Annotated in this window: 18 protein-coding genes; 6 read left to right on the plus strand and 12 right to left on the minus strand. The window is 63.2% G+C overall.

The window, feature by feature from the left end:
- Positions 1-90 precede the first annotated feature (90 nt).
- Positions 91-474 (minus strand): cupin domain-containing protein, encoded by a 384-nt coding sequence (locus JQ641_RS30125; protein WP_349628645.1) that lies wholly within the window; start codon positions 472-474, stop codon positions 91-93.
- A 153-nt stretch (positions 475-627) separates the two neighbouring features.
- Here JQ641_RS30125 and JQ641_RS30130 point away from each other — a divergent pair, with 153 nt between their 5' ends.
- Positions 628-1,416, plus strand: a complete 789-nt coding sequence (locus JQ641_RS30130; protein ID WP_211999480.1) for an SDR family NAD(P)-dependent oxidoreductase — start codon at positions 628-630, stop codon at positions 1,414-1,416.
- 69 nt (positions 1,417-1,485) lie between these two features.
- On the plus strand, positions 1,486-1,917 hold the full coding sequence (locus tag JQ641_RS30135) for a hypothetical protein (protein ID WP_249150850.1): 432 nt from the start codon (positions 1,486-1,488) through the stop codon (positions 1,915-1,917).
- Positions 1,918-2,040: 123 nt separating this feature from the next.
- Here the strand turns inward: JQ641_RS30135 and JQ641_RS30140 are convergent, their stop codons facing one another.
- From JQ641_RS30140 to JQ641_RS30150, 3 genes are all read right to left on the minus strand, one after another.
- Entirely contained in the window at positions 2,041-2,457 is a 417-nt protein-coding gene (locus JQ641_RS30140; protein ID WP_211999482.1) for a VOC family protein, read from the minus strand.
- 191 nt (positions 2,458-2,648) lie between these two features.
- Positions 2,649-3,185, minus strand: coding sequence for an SRPBCC family protein (locus tag JQ641_RS30145; protein ID WP_211999483.1), 537 nt, complete (start codon positions 3,183-3,185; stop codon positions 2,649-2,651).
- 24 nt (positions 3,186-3,209) lie between these two features.
- On the minus strand, positions 3,210-3,635 hold the full coding sequence (locus JQ641_RS30150; RefSeq protein ID WP_211999531.1) for a DoxX family protein: 426 nt from the start codon (positions 3,633-3,635) through the stop codon (positions 3,210-3,212).
- A 649-nt stretch (positions 3,636-4,284) separates the two neighbouring features.
- On the opposite strand from JQ641_RS30150, the gene JQ641_RS30155 reads away from it, so the two are divergent.
- Both JQ641_RS30155 and JQ641_RS30160 read left to right on the plus strand, forming a co-directional pair.
- On the plus strand, positions 4,285-4,710 hold the full coding sequence (locus JQ641_RS30155; RefSeq protein WP_211999484.1) for a globin family protein: 426 nt from the start codon (positions 4,285-4,287) through the stop codon (positions 4,708-4,710).
- A gap of 81 nt (positions 4,711-4,791) precedes the next feature.
- Entirely contained in the window at positions 4,792-5,088 is a 297-nt protein-coding gene (locus JQ641_RS30160; RefSeq protein ID WP_211999485.1) for a hypothetical protein, read from the plus strand.
- A 313-nt stretch (positions 5,089-5,401) separates the two neighbouring features.
- Here the strand turns inward: JQ641_RS30160 and JQ641_RS30165 are convergent, their stop codons facing one another.
- Together JQ641_RS30165 and JQ641_RS30170 are read right to left on the minus strand one after the other, a co-directional pair.
- Positions 5,402-6,676: an RNA polymerase sigma factor gene (locus JQ641_RS30165; RefSeq protein WP_211999486.1), complete on the minus strand. Its 1,275-nt coding sequence runs from the start codon at positions 6,674-6,676 to the stop codon at positions 5,402-5,404.
- Entirely contained in the window at positions 6,673-7,041 is a 369-nt protein-coding gene (locus JQ641_RS30170; RefSeq protein ID WP_192736849.1) for a YciI family protein, read from the minus strand. Before JQ641_RS30170 ends, JQ641_RS30165 begins: the two co-directional genes overlap by 4 nt.
- A 351-nt stretch (positions 7,042-7,392) precedes the next feature.
- On the opposite strand from JQ641_RS30170, the gene JQ641_RS30175 reads away from it, so the two are divergent.
- Positions 7,393-8,358 (plus strand): 2-hydroxyacid dehydrogenase, encoded by a 966-nt coding sequence (locus JQ641_RS30175; protein ID WP_211999487.1) that lies wholly within the window; start codon positions 7,393-7,395, stop codon positions 8,356-8,358.
- A 136-nt stretch (positions 8,359-8,494) separates the two neighbouring features.
- Here JQ641_RS30175 and JQ641_RS30180 read toward each other — a convergent pair whose 3' ends face one another.
- Entirely contained in the window at positions 8,495-9,190 is a 696-nt protein-coding gene (locus JQ641_RS30180; protein WP_211999488.1) for a TetR/AcrR family transcriptional regulator, read from the minus strand.
- Positions 9,191-9,310: 120 nt separating this feature from the next.
- Here JQ641_RS30180 and JQ641_RS30185 point away from each other — a divergent pair, with 120 nt between their 5' ends.
- Positions 9,311-9,955 carry a glutathione S-transferase family protein gene (locus JQ641_RS30185; RefSeq protein ID WP_211999489.1) on the plus strand — a complete coding sequence of 215 codons (645 nt, stop codon included), beginning with the start codon at positions 9,311-9,313 and terminating at the stop codon, positions 9,953-9,955.
- Positions 9,956-10,139: 184 nt separating this feature from the next.
- On the opposite strand, the gene JQ641_RS30190 is transcribed toward JQ641_RS30185, so the two are convergent.
- The 5 genes from JQ641_RS30190 to JQ641_RS30210 all read right to left on the minus strand — a co-directional run bounded on the left by JQ641_RS30190 (position 10,140) and on the right by JQ641_RS30210 (position 13,222).
- On the minus strand, positions 10,140-10,715 hold the full coding sequence (locus JQ641_RS30190; protein ID WP_249150839.1) for a TetR/AcrR family transcriptional regulator: 576 nt from the start codon (positions 10,713-10,715) through the stop codon (positions 10,140-10,142).
- 7 nt (positions 10,716-10,722) lie between these two features.
- Positions 10,723-11,190, minus strand: a complete 468-nt coding sequence (locus tag JQ641_RS30195) for a nuclear transport factor 2 family protein (protein WP_211999490.1) — start codon at positions 11,188-11,190, stop codon at positions 10,723-10,725.
- Between the two features lie 83 nt (positions 11,191-11,273).
- Positions 11,274-11,759 (minus strand): cell envelope integrity protein TolA, encoded by a 486-nt coding sequence (tolA, locus tag JQ641_RS30200; RefSeq protein ID WP_211999491.1) that lies wholly within the window; start codon positions 11,757-11,759, stop codon positions 11,274-11,276.
- Between the two features lie 32 nt (positions 11,760-11,791).
- Complete coding sequence (ybgC, locus tag JQ641_RS30205) at positions 11,792-12,241, minus strand: tol-pal system-associated acyl-CoA thioesterase (protein WP_211999492.1); 450 nt, start codon at positions 12,239-12,241, stop codon at positions 11,792-11,794.
- 69 nt (positions 12,242-12,310) lie between these two features.
- On the minus strand, positions 12,311-13,222 hold the full coding sequence (locus tag JQ641_RS30210) for a metallophosphoesterase (protein ID WP_211999493.1): 912 nt from the start codon (positions 13,220-13,222) through the stop codon (positions 12,311-12,313).
- Positions 13,223-13,270 lie beyond the last annotated feature (48 nt).

Consider the following 13,270-nt stretch of genomic DNA (forward strand, 5'->3'; position numbering starts at 1 on the left):
GCCTTCGGGAGCCATCCCGAAGGCGAGCTTAACCGGCACCGCAGGCGCAGAAGCCGGCGGTGCCGGCTTTTTTTGGGCTTCGGCGTTCGCTCAGACCTGCACCCACCGCCGCGTCACTTCCGTTGACCCCTCCACCGTGGCCTCGAAGATTGGCGACGCCAGTACGGCGTGGATGTGCAGCATGTCTGTGCCGGAATTGCGGAAGCCGTGCAGTTGCCCGGCCGGAACGATCAGGGATTGCCCCGATGTGACGATGCTGTGTTCCCCGCCGAGCCACATTTCGGCTTCGCCCTCGCGCACGGTGAGCACCTCCTCTACGGGGTGCGAATGCGTCGGGGCGCCGGCGCCGGGCGCGATCCATTGCTCGAAAATGCACAAATGCCTGGCGCCGTTGCGCGCCGAAACCAGCATGCGGGTTTCCACGCCCAGCCGCCATTGCTCCGGTGGCATATCCCTGACGTCAACCACCATCATTGCCGGACCCTTTCGGTTGCCGTGACCTCGCGTGGTTTGAGAACGTGCGCCGGATGCGGCGCAGCATGCAAGCGCGGGCTAGCGGCAGGTTCGAGACACAATGAACGGCGTGGGGTATAGAGCGAAAGAATCAATCACCAGCGGACCTCCTCCATGCCTCCTTCCCTATCAAAAGTCGCACTCGTCACCGGCGCCGCGCGCGGTATCGGGCTTGCGACCGCAAAACGCTTTCTCGCCGATGGCTGGCGCGTGGCGCTGCTCGACATCGAGGGCGAATTGCTGCGTGGCGCGGTCGCGGCGCTGGCCGATCCCGACAACACGCTGGCGCTGCATTGCGACGTCAGCGATGCCGGCGCGGTGGCCTCGGCGATGGCAAATGTGATCGGGCGTTTTGGGCGGCTCGATGCGCTGGTCAACAATGCCGGCGTCGCGGTGTTCGCGCCGCTGCTCGAGACATCGGACGAGGACTGGAACCGGATCCTCGCGGTCAATCTCACCGGGCCGTTTATCTGCACCAAGGCCGCCGCGCCCCTGATGCGCGAACATGGCGGCGGCGCAGTGGTCAACATCACCTCGATCTCGGCGGTGCGCGCCTCGACGCTGCGCTCGGCCTACGGCACCAGCAAAGCGGGGCTTGCACATCTGACAAAGCAGCTCGCGGTCGAACTGGCTTCGCTCGGCATCCGCGTCAACGCCGTCGCGCCCGGCCCGGTCGAGACCGCGATGGCGAAGGCAGTTCATACCCCGGAAATCCGCGCCGATTACCACGACGCCATTCCGCTCAACCGTTACGGCCTCGAAGAAGAACTGGCGGAAGCGATATTCTTCCTGTGCAGCGACCGCTCCAGCTACATCACCGGGCAGGTGCTGGCCGTCGACGGCGGTTTTGATGCCGCCGGCATCGGCTTGCCGACGCTGCGCGGGGAACGAAGGAACGGCTGACTAAGCCTTGCCGGGGGCGCCAACGCTGACTAATTCAACAGCTCCGGGACGAAGGAGCTGCACATGCGAATGGCGCTCATCAAGGCAATTGTTGTTGCGGCGACGCTGTGCGCTGCGGTTTCACCTGTTCGCGCCGAGGTGCGCATCCTCGCCAGCCCCGGCGGACAGGTCGGCCCGTTTCTCGACCTGTTCGAGCGCCTGCGCGCGTCCGGCGAGCGCGTCGTGATCGACGGGCCATGCCTGTCGGCCTGCACGCTGGTGCTGAGCACGGTGCCGAACGAACGCATCTGCGTGACGCGCCGCGCGGTGCTCGGCTTCCACGGCGCGCGGTCGATCGACCGCCGCGGCCGGATGTATGCCGAACCGGAAGCGTCGCAGGCGGTGCTGGAGGCCTATCCGGAGCCGGTCCGTAACTGGATCAGCCGCCGCGGCGGATTGACGTCGCGGATGTTGTTGCTGCGCGGGCGCGAACTCGCCGCGATTTACCCGTCGTGCAGGTGAAGGATTTGTAGCGCCCCGTAGGGTGGGCAAAGCGCAAGCGTGCCCACCAATCCTTGCGCGACGTAGAGGGTGGGCACGGCGCAAGTGCGCCTTTGCCCACCCTACAACGTCAAATACCCACCGTCATGACTGCATATCTGCCGGGCAGTTGACCATCCAGGGCGTGCCGAACTTGTCGACGCACATGCCGAAACCATTGGAGAAAAAGGTCTTGGCAAACGGCATCTTCACGGTGCCGCCATCGGCCAATGCCTTGAAGCGGCGCTCGGCGTCGGCGGGGTTCTCGACTTGAAGCGCGACCGCAAAACCCTGCGGCTGATGGAAGTCGCCGGGAAATGCATCGGAGGCCATCACCACCTCGCCGTCGACCGTGAAACTGGCGTGCATGATCTTCTTCTTCCATTCCGCCGGGGTCGGCATATCGGCCGGCCCGCCTTCATAGCGCATCATCGCGTCAATCTTGGCGCCGAGCACTTTTTCATAATACTTCAGTGCTTCCTCGCAATTTCCGTTGAAGAACAGATAGGGATTGACCTGCATCGTTGGCTCCTTGGGTTATCGATACTCTCTCGTCCGTTCCCCGGATGCGGCGCAGCGCGTTCAGGATCGCGCTTCGCGCGACTCCGACGTTGCGCCGCTGATCCGGGGTCCATTCTGTCCGTGGGTCCCGGCTCTGCGGAGCAGCGTTACACGCTGCACCGCGTCCGGGACACGATCCATTTCTCCTCAGCTCATTTCTCGGTGAGCTTCTTCAGATTGGCAAGACCAGTCTCGAAATCCCTGCCGATCATGCGGTCCAGGTTCATGAACACCTGCATCACCTTGGACAGGAACACGGCGGGCCCGGTCATCGTCCAGGTCAGATGGGTAGCATCGCCCTGCGGCAGCATTGTGAATTCGGCGGTGTTGTGACCTTCGAACGGCTTGAAGAAATCGAGCTTGATGAGGATCCTCGAGGGCACTGACGTTTCGAGGATTTCCATGCGGCCGGACCCGACATTCTTGTTGCCGTCCCAGGCATAGACCGCGCCCTTGCCGCTGTCGGCGCCGCCATAGGTGCGCTTCAGCGCGGGATCCCTGTCCTCGTAGGGCGACCAGCTGCGCCATTGGTGAAAATCGTTGATCAGCGGAAATATCCGGTCCGCCGGCGCCTTGATGCTGATCGCGCGCTGGACCTGGAACGTATCCGGCTTGGTCGCGGCCAGAATCAGCATCGCGGCGATGGCAATCGCCAGTACGACGGCGACGATGGCAATGATGTCGAGCATGTCAGTCTCCGTACGGGCTGGTGATTATGATGCAAGTCGGCGGCGGAAAGGAATGAAATTGCGCAAGGCCGGATCGCGCAGCCACAGCCCACCCCATACCATCAGGCCGAGATAAAGCCCGAACAGCGTGTGGGTAAACAGCGGGCTATCGATCCGGACATGGGATGCCATCGCGCCGCCGAGATAACCGGTCAGCAGGATGGCGCCGAGGATCGAGGTCGGCGGCACCGAATACAGCACCGTGCAGACGATGGTGATGATGCCGAGGCCGCGCGCCAGCGTTTCGCTCGAACCATAACCCATCTTGTCCATCGTTTCCGTGACGACCGGCCACGGTACCAGCTTGATGGCGCCGTCGAACAGCAGGAACACGATGACCAGGCCGGAGAGAATACGGCCGGTCAAGCGGGCAGTTTTGGCGACCGGCGCGGGCTCGGCAATCGCAGACATGGTGGACATGGCTTTCTCCTGTCATTTGCACAATTCCAGGACGAACGAGCCTGACGTAAACAGACAGGCGGGCCGAACTTTTTTTAGGGCCGCAGCTCACGCCGCATAAGCAATCGGAGGAGGGCCGCATGAATCGACGGAGCATCCGCCAACGCAGTCTCTGGCGAGGGCATCTCTGATCGAGATGGCACACATCACCATGGCCGATTTCATGCGTGCGATCAGCGACATGCGATTGAAATAACCGCGCGCCTGGCACGAACCTTTCATCGCGAAGGCGCGACTAACGGCTGTCAATCGAAACAGCCACCCCGGCAAAACCCATCCATTCTGGAGCACGACCAATGTCCTGCGAACAAAAGACGCTTGTCAAAACAACCCGGCCTGAGGACTCGATGTCCTACGCCATGATCGTCATCGGCGGCGGTGTCGGAAATCTCGCCGCAGCGATTTATTCTGCTGTTGCAAACGGCCTGCGTCGCGTCCTGACTGCACAAGCGCCGGCGAGGGAACGCCATCTCCCGGCTGCATATTCTCAGCAGGGTTAATTGCGATCGCAGCTTCCGCGCAGCTTTTGATAGCGAAAGCACGACCAACAAAATTCATCGAAGACCAATCATTGCAGAGTCATTCATTCTGGAGCACGACCATGACCCCCGACCAGAAAGCGCTTGTCAAAACAACCTGGAGCCTCGTGGTCCCGATCGCCGATACCGCCGCGACATTGTTCTACGGCCGGCTGTTCGAAATCGACCCCTCGACGCGCCCCATGTTCAAGAGCACCGACATGCCGGAGCAGCGCAAGAAGCTGATGCAGGCACTGGCGACCGTGATCGGCGGTCTCGATAATCTCGCGCCGCTGATCCCGGTGCTGGAAACGCTCGGCAGGAAACATGTCGCGTACGGCGTCCTCGACAAGCATTACGACTCGGTCGGCGCCGCATTGCTTTGGACGCTCGAACAGGGCCTGCAAACCGCGTGGACACCGCCTGTGCAGGACGCCTGGATCGCGGCATACACGGCGGTTGCCGGCGTGATGCGCAATGCGGCGAAGACGGTTCCGAACGCCGCATGACCGGCGCCGCTGCTGCTTGTCGAACCTCGGGCGAGGTTGAGGCGACATAAGTCGGTTCATCTCGAACGAGAGTGGAAGGACATGGATCTGCAATTGGAGCTCGATTCGATCCTGATCGCCCTGCGCGGCGCAAGCCTCGAAGAGCAAGCGGAGATCGGTCGGGGCGATCTGGCGTCCCTGCTTCATGTCGCGCCGACGCAACTGGTCGACAAGATCATCAAGATGGCGGGGCGCGACAACCGGGTCAGGAATGCGCTCGCCGCGTCACGGTATTATTGCGGCCTTGGAAAGACGATTTGCGACAAGATTGATTCGGTGGTGAGCGCGCCGTTTCCAGCGGCGCTTCAGCCCAGGCGGAAACCGTCGTCGAGGCGCTAGCTATCGGTCCTGCTTTCCAATTCCATCCACGCAATCGGACCAGGCAACGCAGAACAACGTGAACACGAAGGTGTTCCAGCTTGGCTGGATGTCGCACCACGCCGCCACGAAGGGGACGGGCAAAGCGAACAGAAGCGGCCGGGCGATCCAGCGCAGGCAGAAAAATCTCGCGCTGGCAGGTTCGCCGAAAGCGACTTTTCGCAAAGTATCGATCATCACGAGCCCGTGCTCCACCGTTGCCGATTGGTCGCGGGGCGTTTGGGCGCGGTTCAAATCCGGGAGGCCGGATGGCCTGACGCCGCGCGGAACGAGGCTATTTCCCGGCCTTGGCGCCGCGGGGCTGGCTGTCGCGCATCAGGCGGTCGAGATGCATGCGGATGTGGGCGGCTTCGGCCGAGGTGTTGGCCAGTGCGATGGCGCGGTCGAAGGCGACACGGGCTTCGTCGTTGCGCCCGAGCTGCATCAGGAAGGCGCCGCGCACGCCGAAGTAATGAAAGTAATTCGACAGCCGCGTCGCCAGCGGCTCGATCATGTCAAGCGCAGCTTCGGGACCCTTCACCTTCGAAACCGCGACCGCACGATTCAGCGTGACCACAGGCGACGGCTGCATGATCTCAAGCGCGCCGTACAGCAGATCGATCTGGGTCCAGTCGGTATCCTCGGGCTTTTCGGCGCGGGCATGCAGGGCGGATATCGCCGCCTGAATTTGATAGGGCCCGCTGCGGCGATGGCGCATCGCCTTGTCGATCAGCGCCAGCCCCTCGGCGATCATCTTGCTATTCCACAGCGTGCGATCCTGATCGTCGAGCAGGATCACGGCGCCGTCGGCATCGAACCGCGCCGCGGCGCGGGCGTGCTGCAGCAACAACAGCGCGGTCAGCCCCATGATCTCGGGCTCGCTCTGGAACAGCCGCAGCAACAGCCGCGCCAGCCGGATCGCCTCCTCGCACAGCGGGCTGCGGATCTCGGCGGTATCGCCGCTCGCCGAATAGCCCTCGTTGAAGATCAGGTAGATCATCGCGGCTACCGCAGCCAGCCGTTCGGTGCGCTCCACCGCGCCCGGGGTCTCGAACGGCACATCGGCGTCCGCGACGCGGGCTTTGGCGCGGGTGATGCGCTGCTCCATCGCGGCCTCCGAAACCAGGAAGGCGCGCGCGATCTGCTTGACGGTCAAACCCGAGACGATGCGCAGCGCCAGCGCGATCTGCTGCGTCGCCGGCAAATCCGGATGGCAGCAGATGAACAGCAGCCGCAGAATGTCGTCGCGGTAATGCGAGCCGTCGAGCCGCTCGGCAAGCTGCTCCTCGGCGTCTTCGGTGTCCGAGATCGCGTGGTCGTCCTCGGGCAGCGGCTCCTGCTTGCGGCCTCGCCTGATGTCGTCGATCGCGACGTTGCGCCCGACCATGATCAGCCACGCCGCGGGGTCGCGCGGCGGGCCGTTCTGCGGCCAGCTCTTCAGCGCCCGCAGGCAGGCGTTCTGGAAGGCTTCCTCGGCGGTATCGAGATTACGGAAATAGCGCAGCAGCGCGCCGACCGCCTGGGGGCGCGCCGAGGTCAGCGCGCTATCGATCCAGGCGGTGTCGGTCATTTCGGGGCGCTCCCGGGTGTGAAATGGCCAACCGGACGGATTTCATAGGCGCCGCCGGGATTGGCCTTGCCGAGATCGCGCGCGACGTCGAGCGCCGCGTCGAGATTCTCGCAATCGACGACATAGAAGCCGAGCAACTGCTCCTTGGTCTCGGCATAGGGGCCGTCGATCACGACCGGCGGATCGTCCTTGCGCAAGGTGGTCGCCGACGTGGTCGGCAACAGCCGCGCCACCGGGCCGAGCCGGCCCTGCTTGGTGAGCTTGTCCTGCACGACCCGCAGTTTGGTCATGACCGCGGCGTCCTGCTCCTTGGTCCAGGAACCCGTGAAGTCTTCGTCGTGGTAGCAAAGGATGGCGTACAGCATGCGACCCGCATCTCCGTTCTCTGTTGAAGAGGCATGATCCTATCGGAAAACCGGAGCCCATCCCGCATCAAGTGCGGGACAGGCTTTACCGGATCATGCCTAGGACGAACGATTATGCCTGTAGCCGACAGGGGAGCGAAAGAAATTTTCGAATGTTCCGCGCGCTGTCAGGGACGGACAATCGGCGCAGGCGGCGGATTGAAATGCCGGCAGGTGCATGACAGCCATGACCGCGGCCGGAATCACGGTGAATTTGGCCGTTGGTATCTCCCTTGCTTGGTGAAAGGAGGCTAGAGGAATGGTTCAATCCATCAGACGGTCACGCTGCGTGGCGATACGAAGGGAAAATCAATGAAAAAAGGGGCGCTTGCGCTGCTCGTGCGTGGCGGGACCGATAACTGGGCAGCGTCGCGGTGGATGAAGCGGTTTGGCGACGTCTGCCCGGATCGCTCCATAGTGGAGATGCCGGATCCCTTGTTCGACCCGGCCGAGGTCCATTATGCCGCGGTGTGGAAGCCGAAGCCCGGGGAGCTCGCCGCTTTCAGGAATTTGCGTATCATCTTCAATCTCGGCGCCGGCGTCGATGCGCTGATGGTGGATTCCACGCTGCCCGACGTGCCGCTGGTGCGGGTCGCGGTCCCCGATTTGACCGAGCGGATGACCGAATATGTCGTGCTGCACGCGCTGATGCATCACCGGCAGGAGCTTTATCTGCGCGAGAGCCAGCGGGTGAAGCGCTGGTCGCCGCAGCCGCAATGGGCGGCGGGCGCGATCACGGTCGGCATCATGGGGCTGGGTGCGCTGGGCGCCCATGCCGCCGGCGTCCTCAAGCATGTCGGCTTCAAGGTCGTGGGCTGGAGCCGCAGCCCCAAGGAGATCGCCGGCGTCCCCTGCTTTCACGGTGAGCAGCAACTGGACACGTTCCTGCGGCAGACCGACATTTTGGTCAGCCTGCTGCCGCTAACGACGGATACGCGCGGTATCCTCAATCGCGCCGTGTTCGAAAAACTCAACCGCTCAAGCCCAATGGGCGCGCCGGTGCTGATCAATGCCGGCCGCGGGGCTTCGCAGAACGAGGCGGACATTTTGAGCTGCCTGGAAGACGGCACGCTCGGCGGCGCCTCGCTCGACGTCTACGTCACCGAACCGCTGCCCGCCGACAGCCCGTTCTGGACCCATCCGAAGGTGGTGCTGACCCCGCACAACGCCGCCGACACCGATCCCGAGGAAATCTCGAAATACGTCGCGCGCCAGATCGAAAACTTCGAAGCCGGCGGCGCGCTGGAGAATGTGGTGGATCGCAAGCAGGGGTACTGATCACTGTCGTCCCGGCCTTGAGCCGGGACCCATAACCACCGGCGATTATTGGTTGGCACGCTGATCGTTATCTTCCTTTTCCAGCAACATCCGCCGCGGCGTATGGGTCCCGGCGTTCGCCGGGACGACACCGGTGCTAACCCCGCACCATTACATCCACCGCGCCGTTCACCAGCGTTTCCAGTTCCGTGCGCGGGATCTGGGCGCGGGCGCGGATTGCGATGGTGTGGATGGTCGCCGACGCGAGATTCGCCAGCACTTGCGGATCGGCGGAGGCGGGCAGTTCGCCGCGCTCCTGGGCGATCTTGAACAGCCGCGCAAAGAATCGATCCATCTCGCCGAGGCCGCTGACCACCAGGGCGCGGATATCAGGGTCGAACACCGCTTCCGAGGTCGCAGTCATGACCGTGAAGCAGCCGCGCGGGCCGTCCTCGCCCGACAGATACATGTCGAGCGCGATGCCGTAGATCCGAAGCAGCATCGGCCGCAGCGGCATGTCGGCCGCGAAGGCCTCGCCCATCCGCGCGCGGGCGCGGTTGCGGTAACTCTCATAGGTCTTCTTGTAGAGCTCGCGCTTGTCGCCGAACGCGCCATAGAGGCTCGGCCGGTTCATGCCGGTGGCGGCGCTGAGATCGTCGAGCGAGGTCGCGGCAAAGCCGTCCTTCCAGAACACGTCGAGCGCGCGGGACAGCGCCACGTCGGGCTCATACGCGCGCGGCCGCCCACGGCGCTTCGGCGGGACTCCGCCGGCCGCGGGCTGCGGCTTCGCAGGCTCGGTCTTCGCCTTGGGCCGAGCGCGCGGCGGCAGCGGCGGATTTCTTTTTTGTACCATCTTGCAAATAATCCTTGACGCTTATTTATACGAAGCGGTACATAAATCAAGCTCAGCCGTCGCGACCGTCTGAACCCGAGCGTGAAACCCCAAAACTGAACCCCACAGGGAGATTCGACCATGGACCTTTATTTCTCGCCCCTCGCCTGCTCGATGGCAACCAGGATCGCGCTGTATGAGGCCGGCAGCCAGGCCAACTTCATCGAGGTCGACCCCAAGACCAAACGCGTGCTGAAGGACGATTCGGATTTCTACGCGGTCAATCCGCTCGGCCTCGTCCCCGTGGTGCGGACCGACGACGGCGTGACGCTGACCGAGAACGCCGCGATCCTGCAGCACGTCGCCGAGCGGTTGTCCGATTCCAATATCGGCGCCAGACCCGGCATCGAACGCTCGAAGCTGCAACAATGGCTGTGCTTCATCGGTACCGAACTGCACAAGGGCCTGTTCACGCCGCTGCTCGGCAAGACCGTGCCGGCGGAGGTCAAGACCTATACGCTGGAGCGGTATCTATCGCGTCTCGACTACCTCAACAAATATCTCGAGGGGCGCGAATTCGTGCTCGACCATTTCAGCGTGGCGGACGCTTATCTCACCACCGTGCTGAACTGGAGCATCGCAACCCCGATGATCGACTTTTCGAAATATCCAGCCGTGAAGGATTATCTCGAGCGGATGAAGAAGCGGCCGAGCGTGGCCAAGGCGCTGGCTGAAGAGTTCGACCTCTACAAGGCCGAGATCGCGCGCCACAAGGCGGCGGCGTAAGGCAAGTCTCGCGTCCCGGACGCGGTGCAGCACCTCTTCGGTGATGCACCGCAGAGCCGGGACCCATCTCGCCAGGCAACATGGACCCCGGATCAGCAGCGCATCACCATAGCGCGTCGAAGACGCGCGTGAACGCGCTAATGGCGCTGTGCAGCATCCGGGGAACGCACCCGCACCACCAACCTCATTTCGCCAGCAAGCGCGCCTGCATATCCACCATCGCCTGCCCGAACACTCTGGTATCGTCGAGCGCGCGCGCCAGCACCAGCGCGCCCTGAATGGTCAGCAGCGCATCCTCGGAGCGCCGCCGCGCAACGCCTGCACTGAATCCGGCGCGCCGCAGCGTCTGCGCCAGCGCATCGTTCCAGCGGCTGAAATAATCCTGCACCTGCGAGCTGAAAATATCCCGCGATGCCCCGAGCGCAATCACGCCGACCAGGCAGACGCGGTTGCCGGAGCGGAAATAGCGGTCGACACAAGCGGTCATGTCGGCAATCGCCTGTGCGGGATCATTGGAGTTGCGCAGGACTGCGAAGATATTGACCTCGAACCAGTGGTCGATCTCGGCCAAGACTTCCGCGGCCATCTGCGCTTTGCCGTCGGGGAAGAAATGATAGAGGCTGCCCTTCCCCAGGCCCGTGGCCTTGCCGATCAGCGCCAGCGTCGCGCCTTCATAGCCGTGCCTGCGGAACACCTCCGAGATCAGCGGCAACAGGTCGGCGCGTTCGGAAACGGTTTTGGCTATAGTTCCCTTGGCCATGGCTCCGCTAGAACGGGCTGTCGCTCAAGCCCGCGACATCCGCCGGACGCGGTCCGGGCGCAGCCCAGTGAAAGCGCCGGTCTTTCTCGGCTATCTCGATATCGTTGATGCTGGCCTCGCGCCGGCGCATCAGGCCATGCTCGTCGAACTCCCATTGCTCATTGCCGTAGGAGCGATGCCACTGCCCGGCAGCGTCGTGCCACTCATATTGAAAGCGCACCGCGATGCGGTTGGCGTCGAACGCCCAGAGATCCTTGATCAGGCGATACTCATGTTCCTTCGCCCATTTGCGGGTCAGGAATTCGACGATCGCCGCGCGGCCGTGGAAAAATTCCGCGCGGTTACGCCAAGTACTGTCCTCGGTATAGGCCAGCGAGACGCGCACCGGATCGCGCGAATTCCAGGCATCCTCCGCCATGCGGGCTTTCTGCGCGGCGGTTTCGCGGGTGAACGGCGGCAAGGGCGGACGCGACATCGGGCGATCTCCAGCATCTGAACAGAGTCAGAGACTGTACCGATCGGTACAGAGAGTCAAGCCTGACGAGTCAGATCAGGGCGTCAGCAGCCCCGGCAGATCGAAGGCGTGCGGGAATTGAACAAGGCGTCCGCACCTTTCCGGTCGAATTTCGCTTTATCTTCAGGGCTCATTTTCGTTTTATCTTCGGTGAAGACCGGGGTGAAGAGTTTCCACTCCTCATAATATTCGATCGGCAACTTGTATGGTTGGCAAGCGTTGAGCGCTTTGATTGCGCTCTTCTGATACGCCGTAACAGAGTCCGAGTTGGCGGGGCTCTCTGCCACCGGCTGCTCGGCCAGCGCCCCATCTCGCGTCAGGCTGATCTTGAAGGCGGCCTCGACCTTCGCCGCCGGGTCACCACCAACAGGCTTGAGCCAACATTTCGCCACTTGATTCCTGAACATCGGCCCCCAGACGTGAGCATGCGTTTCCTTGCGTTCGGCCGCCGACACCGGAACGAGAACGGGCATCAATGCGATTCCGATGAGACCGATCCTCAACACCCGGAATCCAGTTCCAACAGACATCGACATGTCTCCAACAATTCAGCGACAGACCATCAATCCAGATCGGCCTTCAGCAGCTGCCGGAGCGATTTCGGGATCGGCTGCGCCCTGCCCTCGCAGATGAACGCGACGCGCACCTTGGCGGTGACCAGCGCTTCCGCGCCGCGCCGCACTTCCTGCGCCAGCGTGATCGAGGCGCCCTTCACCGCAATCGGCCAGGTCACCACGTCGAGCAGATCGTCCATCCGAGCCGGGCGCAGGAAGTCGATCTCCATCGATCGCACCACGAACGCAAAACCCGGCGTCTCCGCCTGCGCCTGCTCGAACAGCGCATGCTGATCGGCGCCCATCAGCCGCAGGTGGTTGGTGCGGCCACGTTCCATGAAGCGCAGATAATTGGCGTGATAGACGATGCCGGAGAAATCCGTGTCCTCGTAATAGACGCGGACCTGCATGTGATGGCGGCCGTCGCGGACCGCGCCGTCGATGTGGGGTAAAGTCAATTGCGGCCCTCGATCGCCTGGAAAGCCATCGTTTTGCGCAAAATCCGCCTGCTGCGCAAGCGTAGCAAACTACGCCACAGCCGGCGCCTGCCCGCCCAGCGTCACCAGCACGATCTCCGGGGGAACGCCGATGCGGAACGGCATGATGCTGCAGCCGAGGCCACCGGAGACGACGATGTCGTGCTTCATGCGGATGTGGCCATAAGCGAGCCGCTGGCCGGACGGTGCAACCGGCGACCAGCCCAGCAAGCGCACCTGACCGCCATGGGTATGGCCGGAGAGTTGCAGGGACACCCGCTCCGGGACGCGCTTGGCGATGTCGGGCTCATGCGCCAGCAGAATGACCGGCGCGTCATCGGTGACCTTCGCGAGCGTGGCGCCGAGATCGTCGACGCCGACCCGCCGCACCGGCCTGAAACGGCGTGCCGGGAAATACGCCAGCTGATCGCCAAGGCCAGCCAGCCAGAATGGCCGCCCGTCCTTGGTGAGGCGCTTGGCGTCGTTGTCGTAAACCGGGATACCTGACGCCTCCAGCGCGCGGCGGGCGAAGGTGTGCCCCTTGCCTTCGCGTTGCACTTCCTTGTCATCCCACCAATCGTGATTGCCGAGAATGGCGTGCACGCCGAGCGGGGCCTTCAGCCCGGCCAGCACTGGCGCCCATTCGCTCGCCGGTATGAAGCGCGTTACCTTGCGATGGCCGGCCACGTAATCGCCGAGCATGACGATGACGTCGGCCTTCAGGGCGTTGGTTCGTTCAACGATGCCCTGGATGCGATCGAGCGACATCCAGGGATCGCAGGCGTGCAGATCGGTGATGACGGCGATCTTGAGCTTGAGATCGGTGGGCCATTGCGGCGGCGCAAGGTTGTAGCTGACGACGCGAAGCTGCAGCGCAGGTTCGGAGAATCCGTAGGCCGTGGTCGTGACGCCGAGGGCGCCCAATCCACCAAAGAGTCGAAAGAAATGTCGGCGTGAAATCATGGCTGGTCAATCGTGATGCATCGCAAACATGGGCGGGTATTGGGCCGG

Origin of the sequence: Bradyrhizobium sp. JYMT SZCCT0180, from assembly GCF_018130165.1 — a bacterium.
GTDB lineage: Bacteria > Pseudomonadota > Alphaproteobacteria > Rhizobiales > Xanthobacteraceae > Bradyrhizobium.

What these genes read in the sequence shown, in the direction of transcription:
- JQ641_RS30175 (WP_211999487.1), top strand. Translation starts at nt 7,393, where the DNA reads ATGAAAAAAGGGGCGCTTGCGCTGCTCGTGCGTGGCGGGACCGATAAC.
- JQ641_RS30170 (WP_192736849.1), bottom strand. Translation starts at nt 7,041, where the DNA reads ATGCTGTACGCCATCCTTTGCTACCACGACGAAGACTTCACGGGTTCC.
- JQ641_RS30165 (WP_211999486.1), bottom strand. Translation starts at nt 6,676, where the DNA reads ATGACCGACACCGCCTGGATCGATAGCGCGCTGACCTCGGCGCGCCCC.
- JQ641_RS30190 (WP_249150839.1), bottom strand. Translation starts at nt 10,715, where the DNA reads ATGGCCAAGGGAACTATAGCCAAAACCGTTTCCGAACGCGCCGACCTG.
- JQ641_RS30155 (WP_211999484.1), top strand. Translation starts at nt 4,285, where the DNA reads ATGACCCCCGACCAGAAAGCGCTTGTCAAAACAACCTGGAGCCTCGTG.
- JQ641_RS30150 (WP_211999531.1), bottom strand. Translation starts at nt 3,635, where the DNA reads ATGTCTGCGATTGCCGAGCCCGCGCCGGTCGCCAAAACTGCCCGCTTG.
- JQ641_RS30130 (WP_211999480.1), top strand. Translation starts at nt 628, where the DNA reads ATGCCTCCTTCCCTATCAAAAGTCGCACTCGTCACCGGCGCCGCGCGC.
- JQ641_RS30195 (WP_211999490.1), bottom strand. Translation starts at nt 11,190, where the DNA reads ATGTCGCGTCCGCCCTTGCCGCCGTTCACCCGCGAAACCGCCGCGCAG.
- tolA (WP_211999491.1), bottom strand. Translation starts at nt 11,759, where the DNA reads ATGTCTGTTGGAACTGGATTCCGGGTGTTGAGGATCGGTCTCATCGGA.
- JQ641_RS30135 (WP_249150850.1), top strand. Translation starts at nt 1,486, where the DNA reads ATGGCGCTCATCAAGGCAATTGTTGTTGCGGCGACGCTGTGCGCTGCG.
- JQ641_RS30145 (WP_211999483.1), bottom strand. Translation starts at nt 3,185, where the DNA reads ATGCTCGACATCATTGCCATCGTCGCCGTCGTACTGGCGATTGCCATC.
- JQ641_RS30125 (WP_349628645.1), bottom strand. Translation starts at nt 474, where the DNA reads ATGATGGTGGTTGACGTCAGGGATATGCCACCGGAGCAATGGCGGCTG.
- JQ641_RS30185 (WP_211999489.1), top strand. Translation starts at nt 9,311, where the DNA reads ATGGACCTTTATTTCTCGCCCCTCGCCTGCTCGATGGCAACCAGGATC.
- JQ641_RS30140 (WP_211999482.1), bottom strand. Translation starts at nt 2,457, where the DNA reads ATGCAGGTCAATCCCTATCTGTTCTTCAACGGAAATTGCGAGGAAGCA.
- JQ641_RS30180 (WP_211999488.1), bottom strand. Translation starts at nt 9,190, where the DNA reads ATGGTACAAAAAAGAAATCCGCCGCTGCCGCCGCGCGCTCGGCCCAAG.
- JQ641_RS30160 (WP_211999485.1), top strand. Translation starts at nt 4,792, where the DNA reads ATGGATCTGCAATTGGAGCTCGATTCGATCCTGATCGCCCTGCGCGGC.
- JQ641_RS30210 (WP_211999493.1), bottom strand. Translation starts at nt 13,222, where the DNA reads ATGATTTCACGCCGACATTTCTTTCGACTCTTTGGTGGATTGGGCGCC.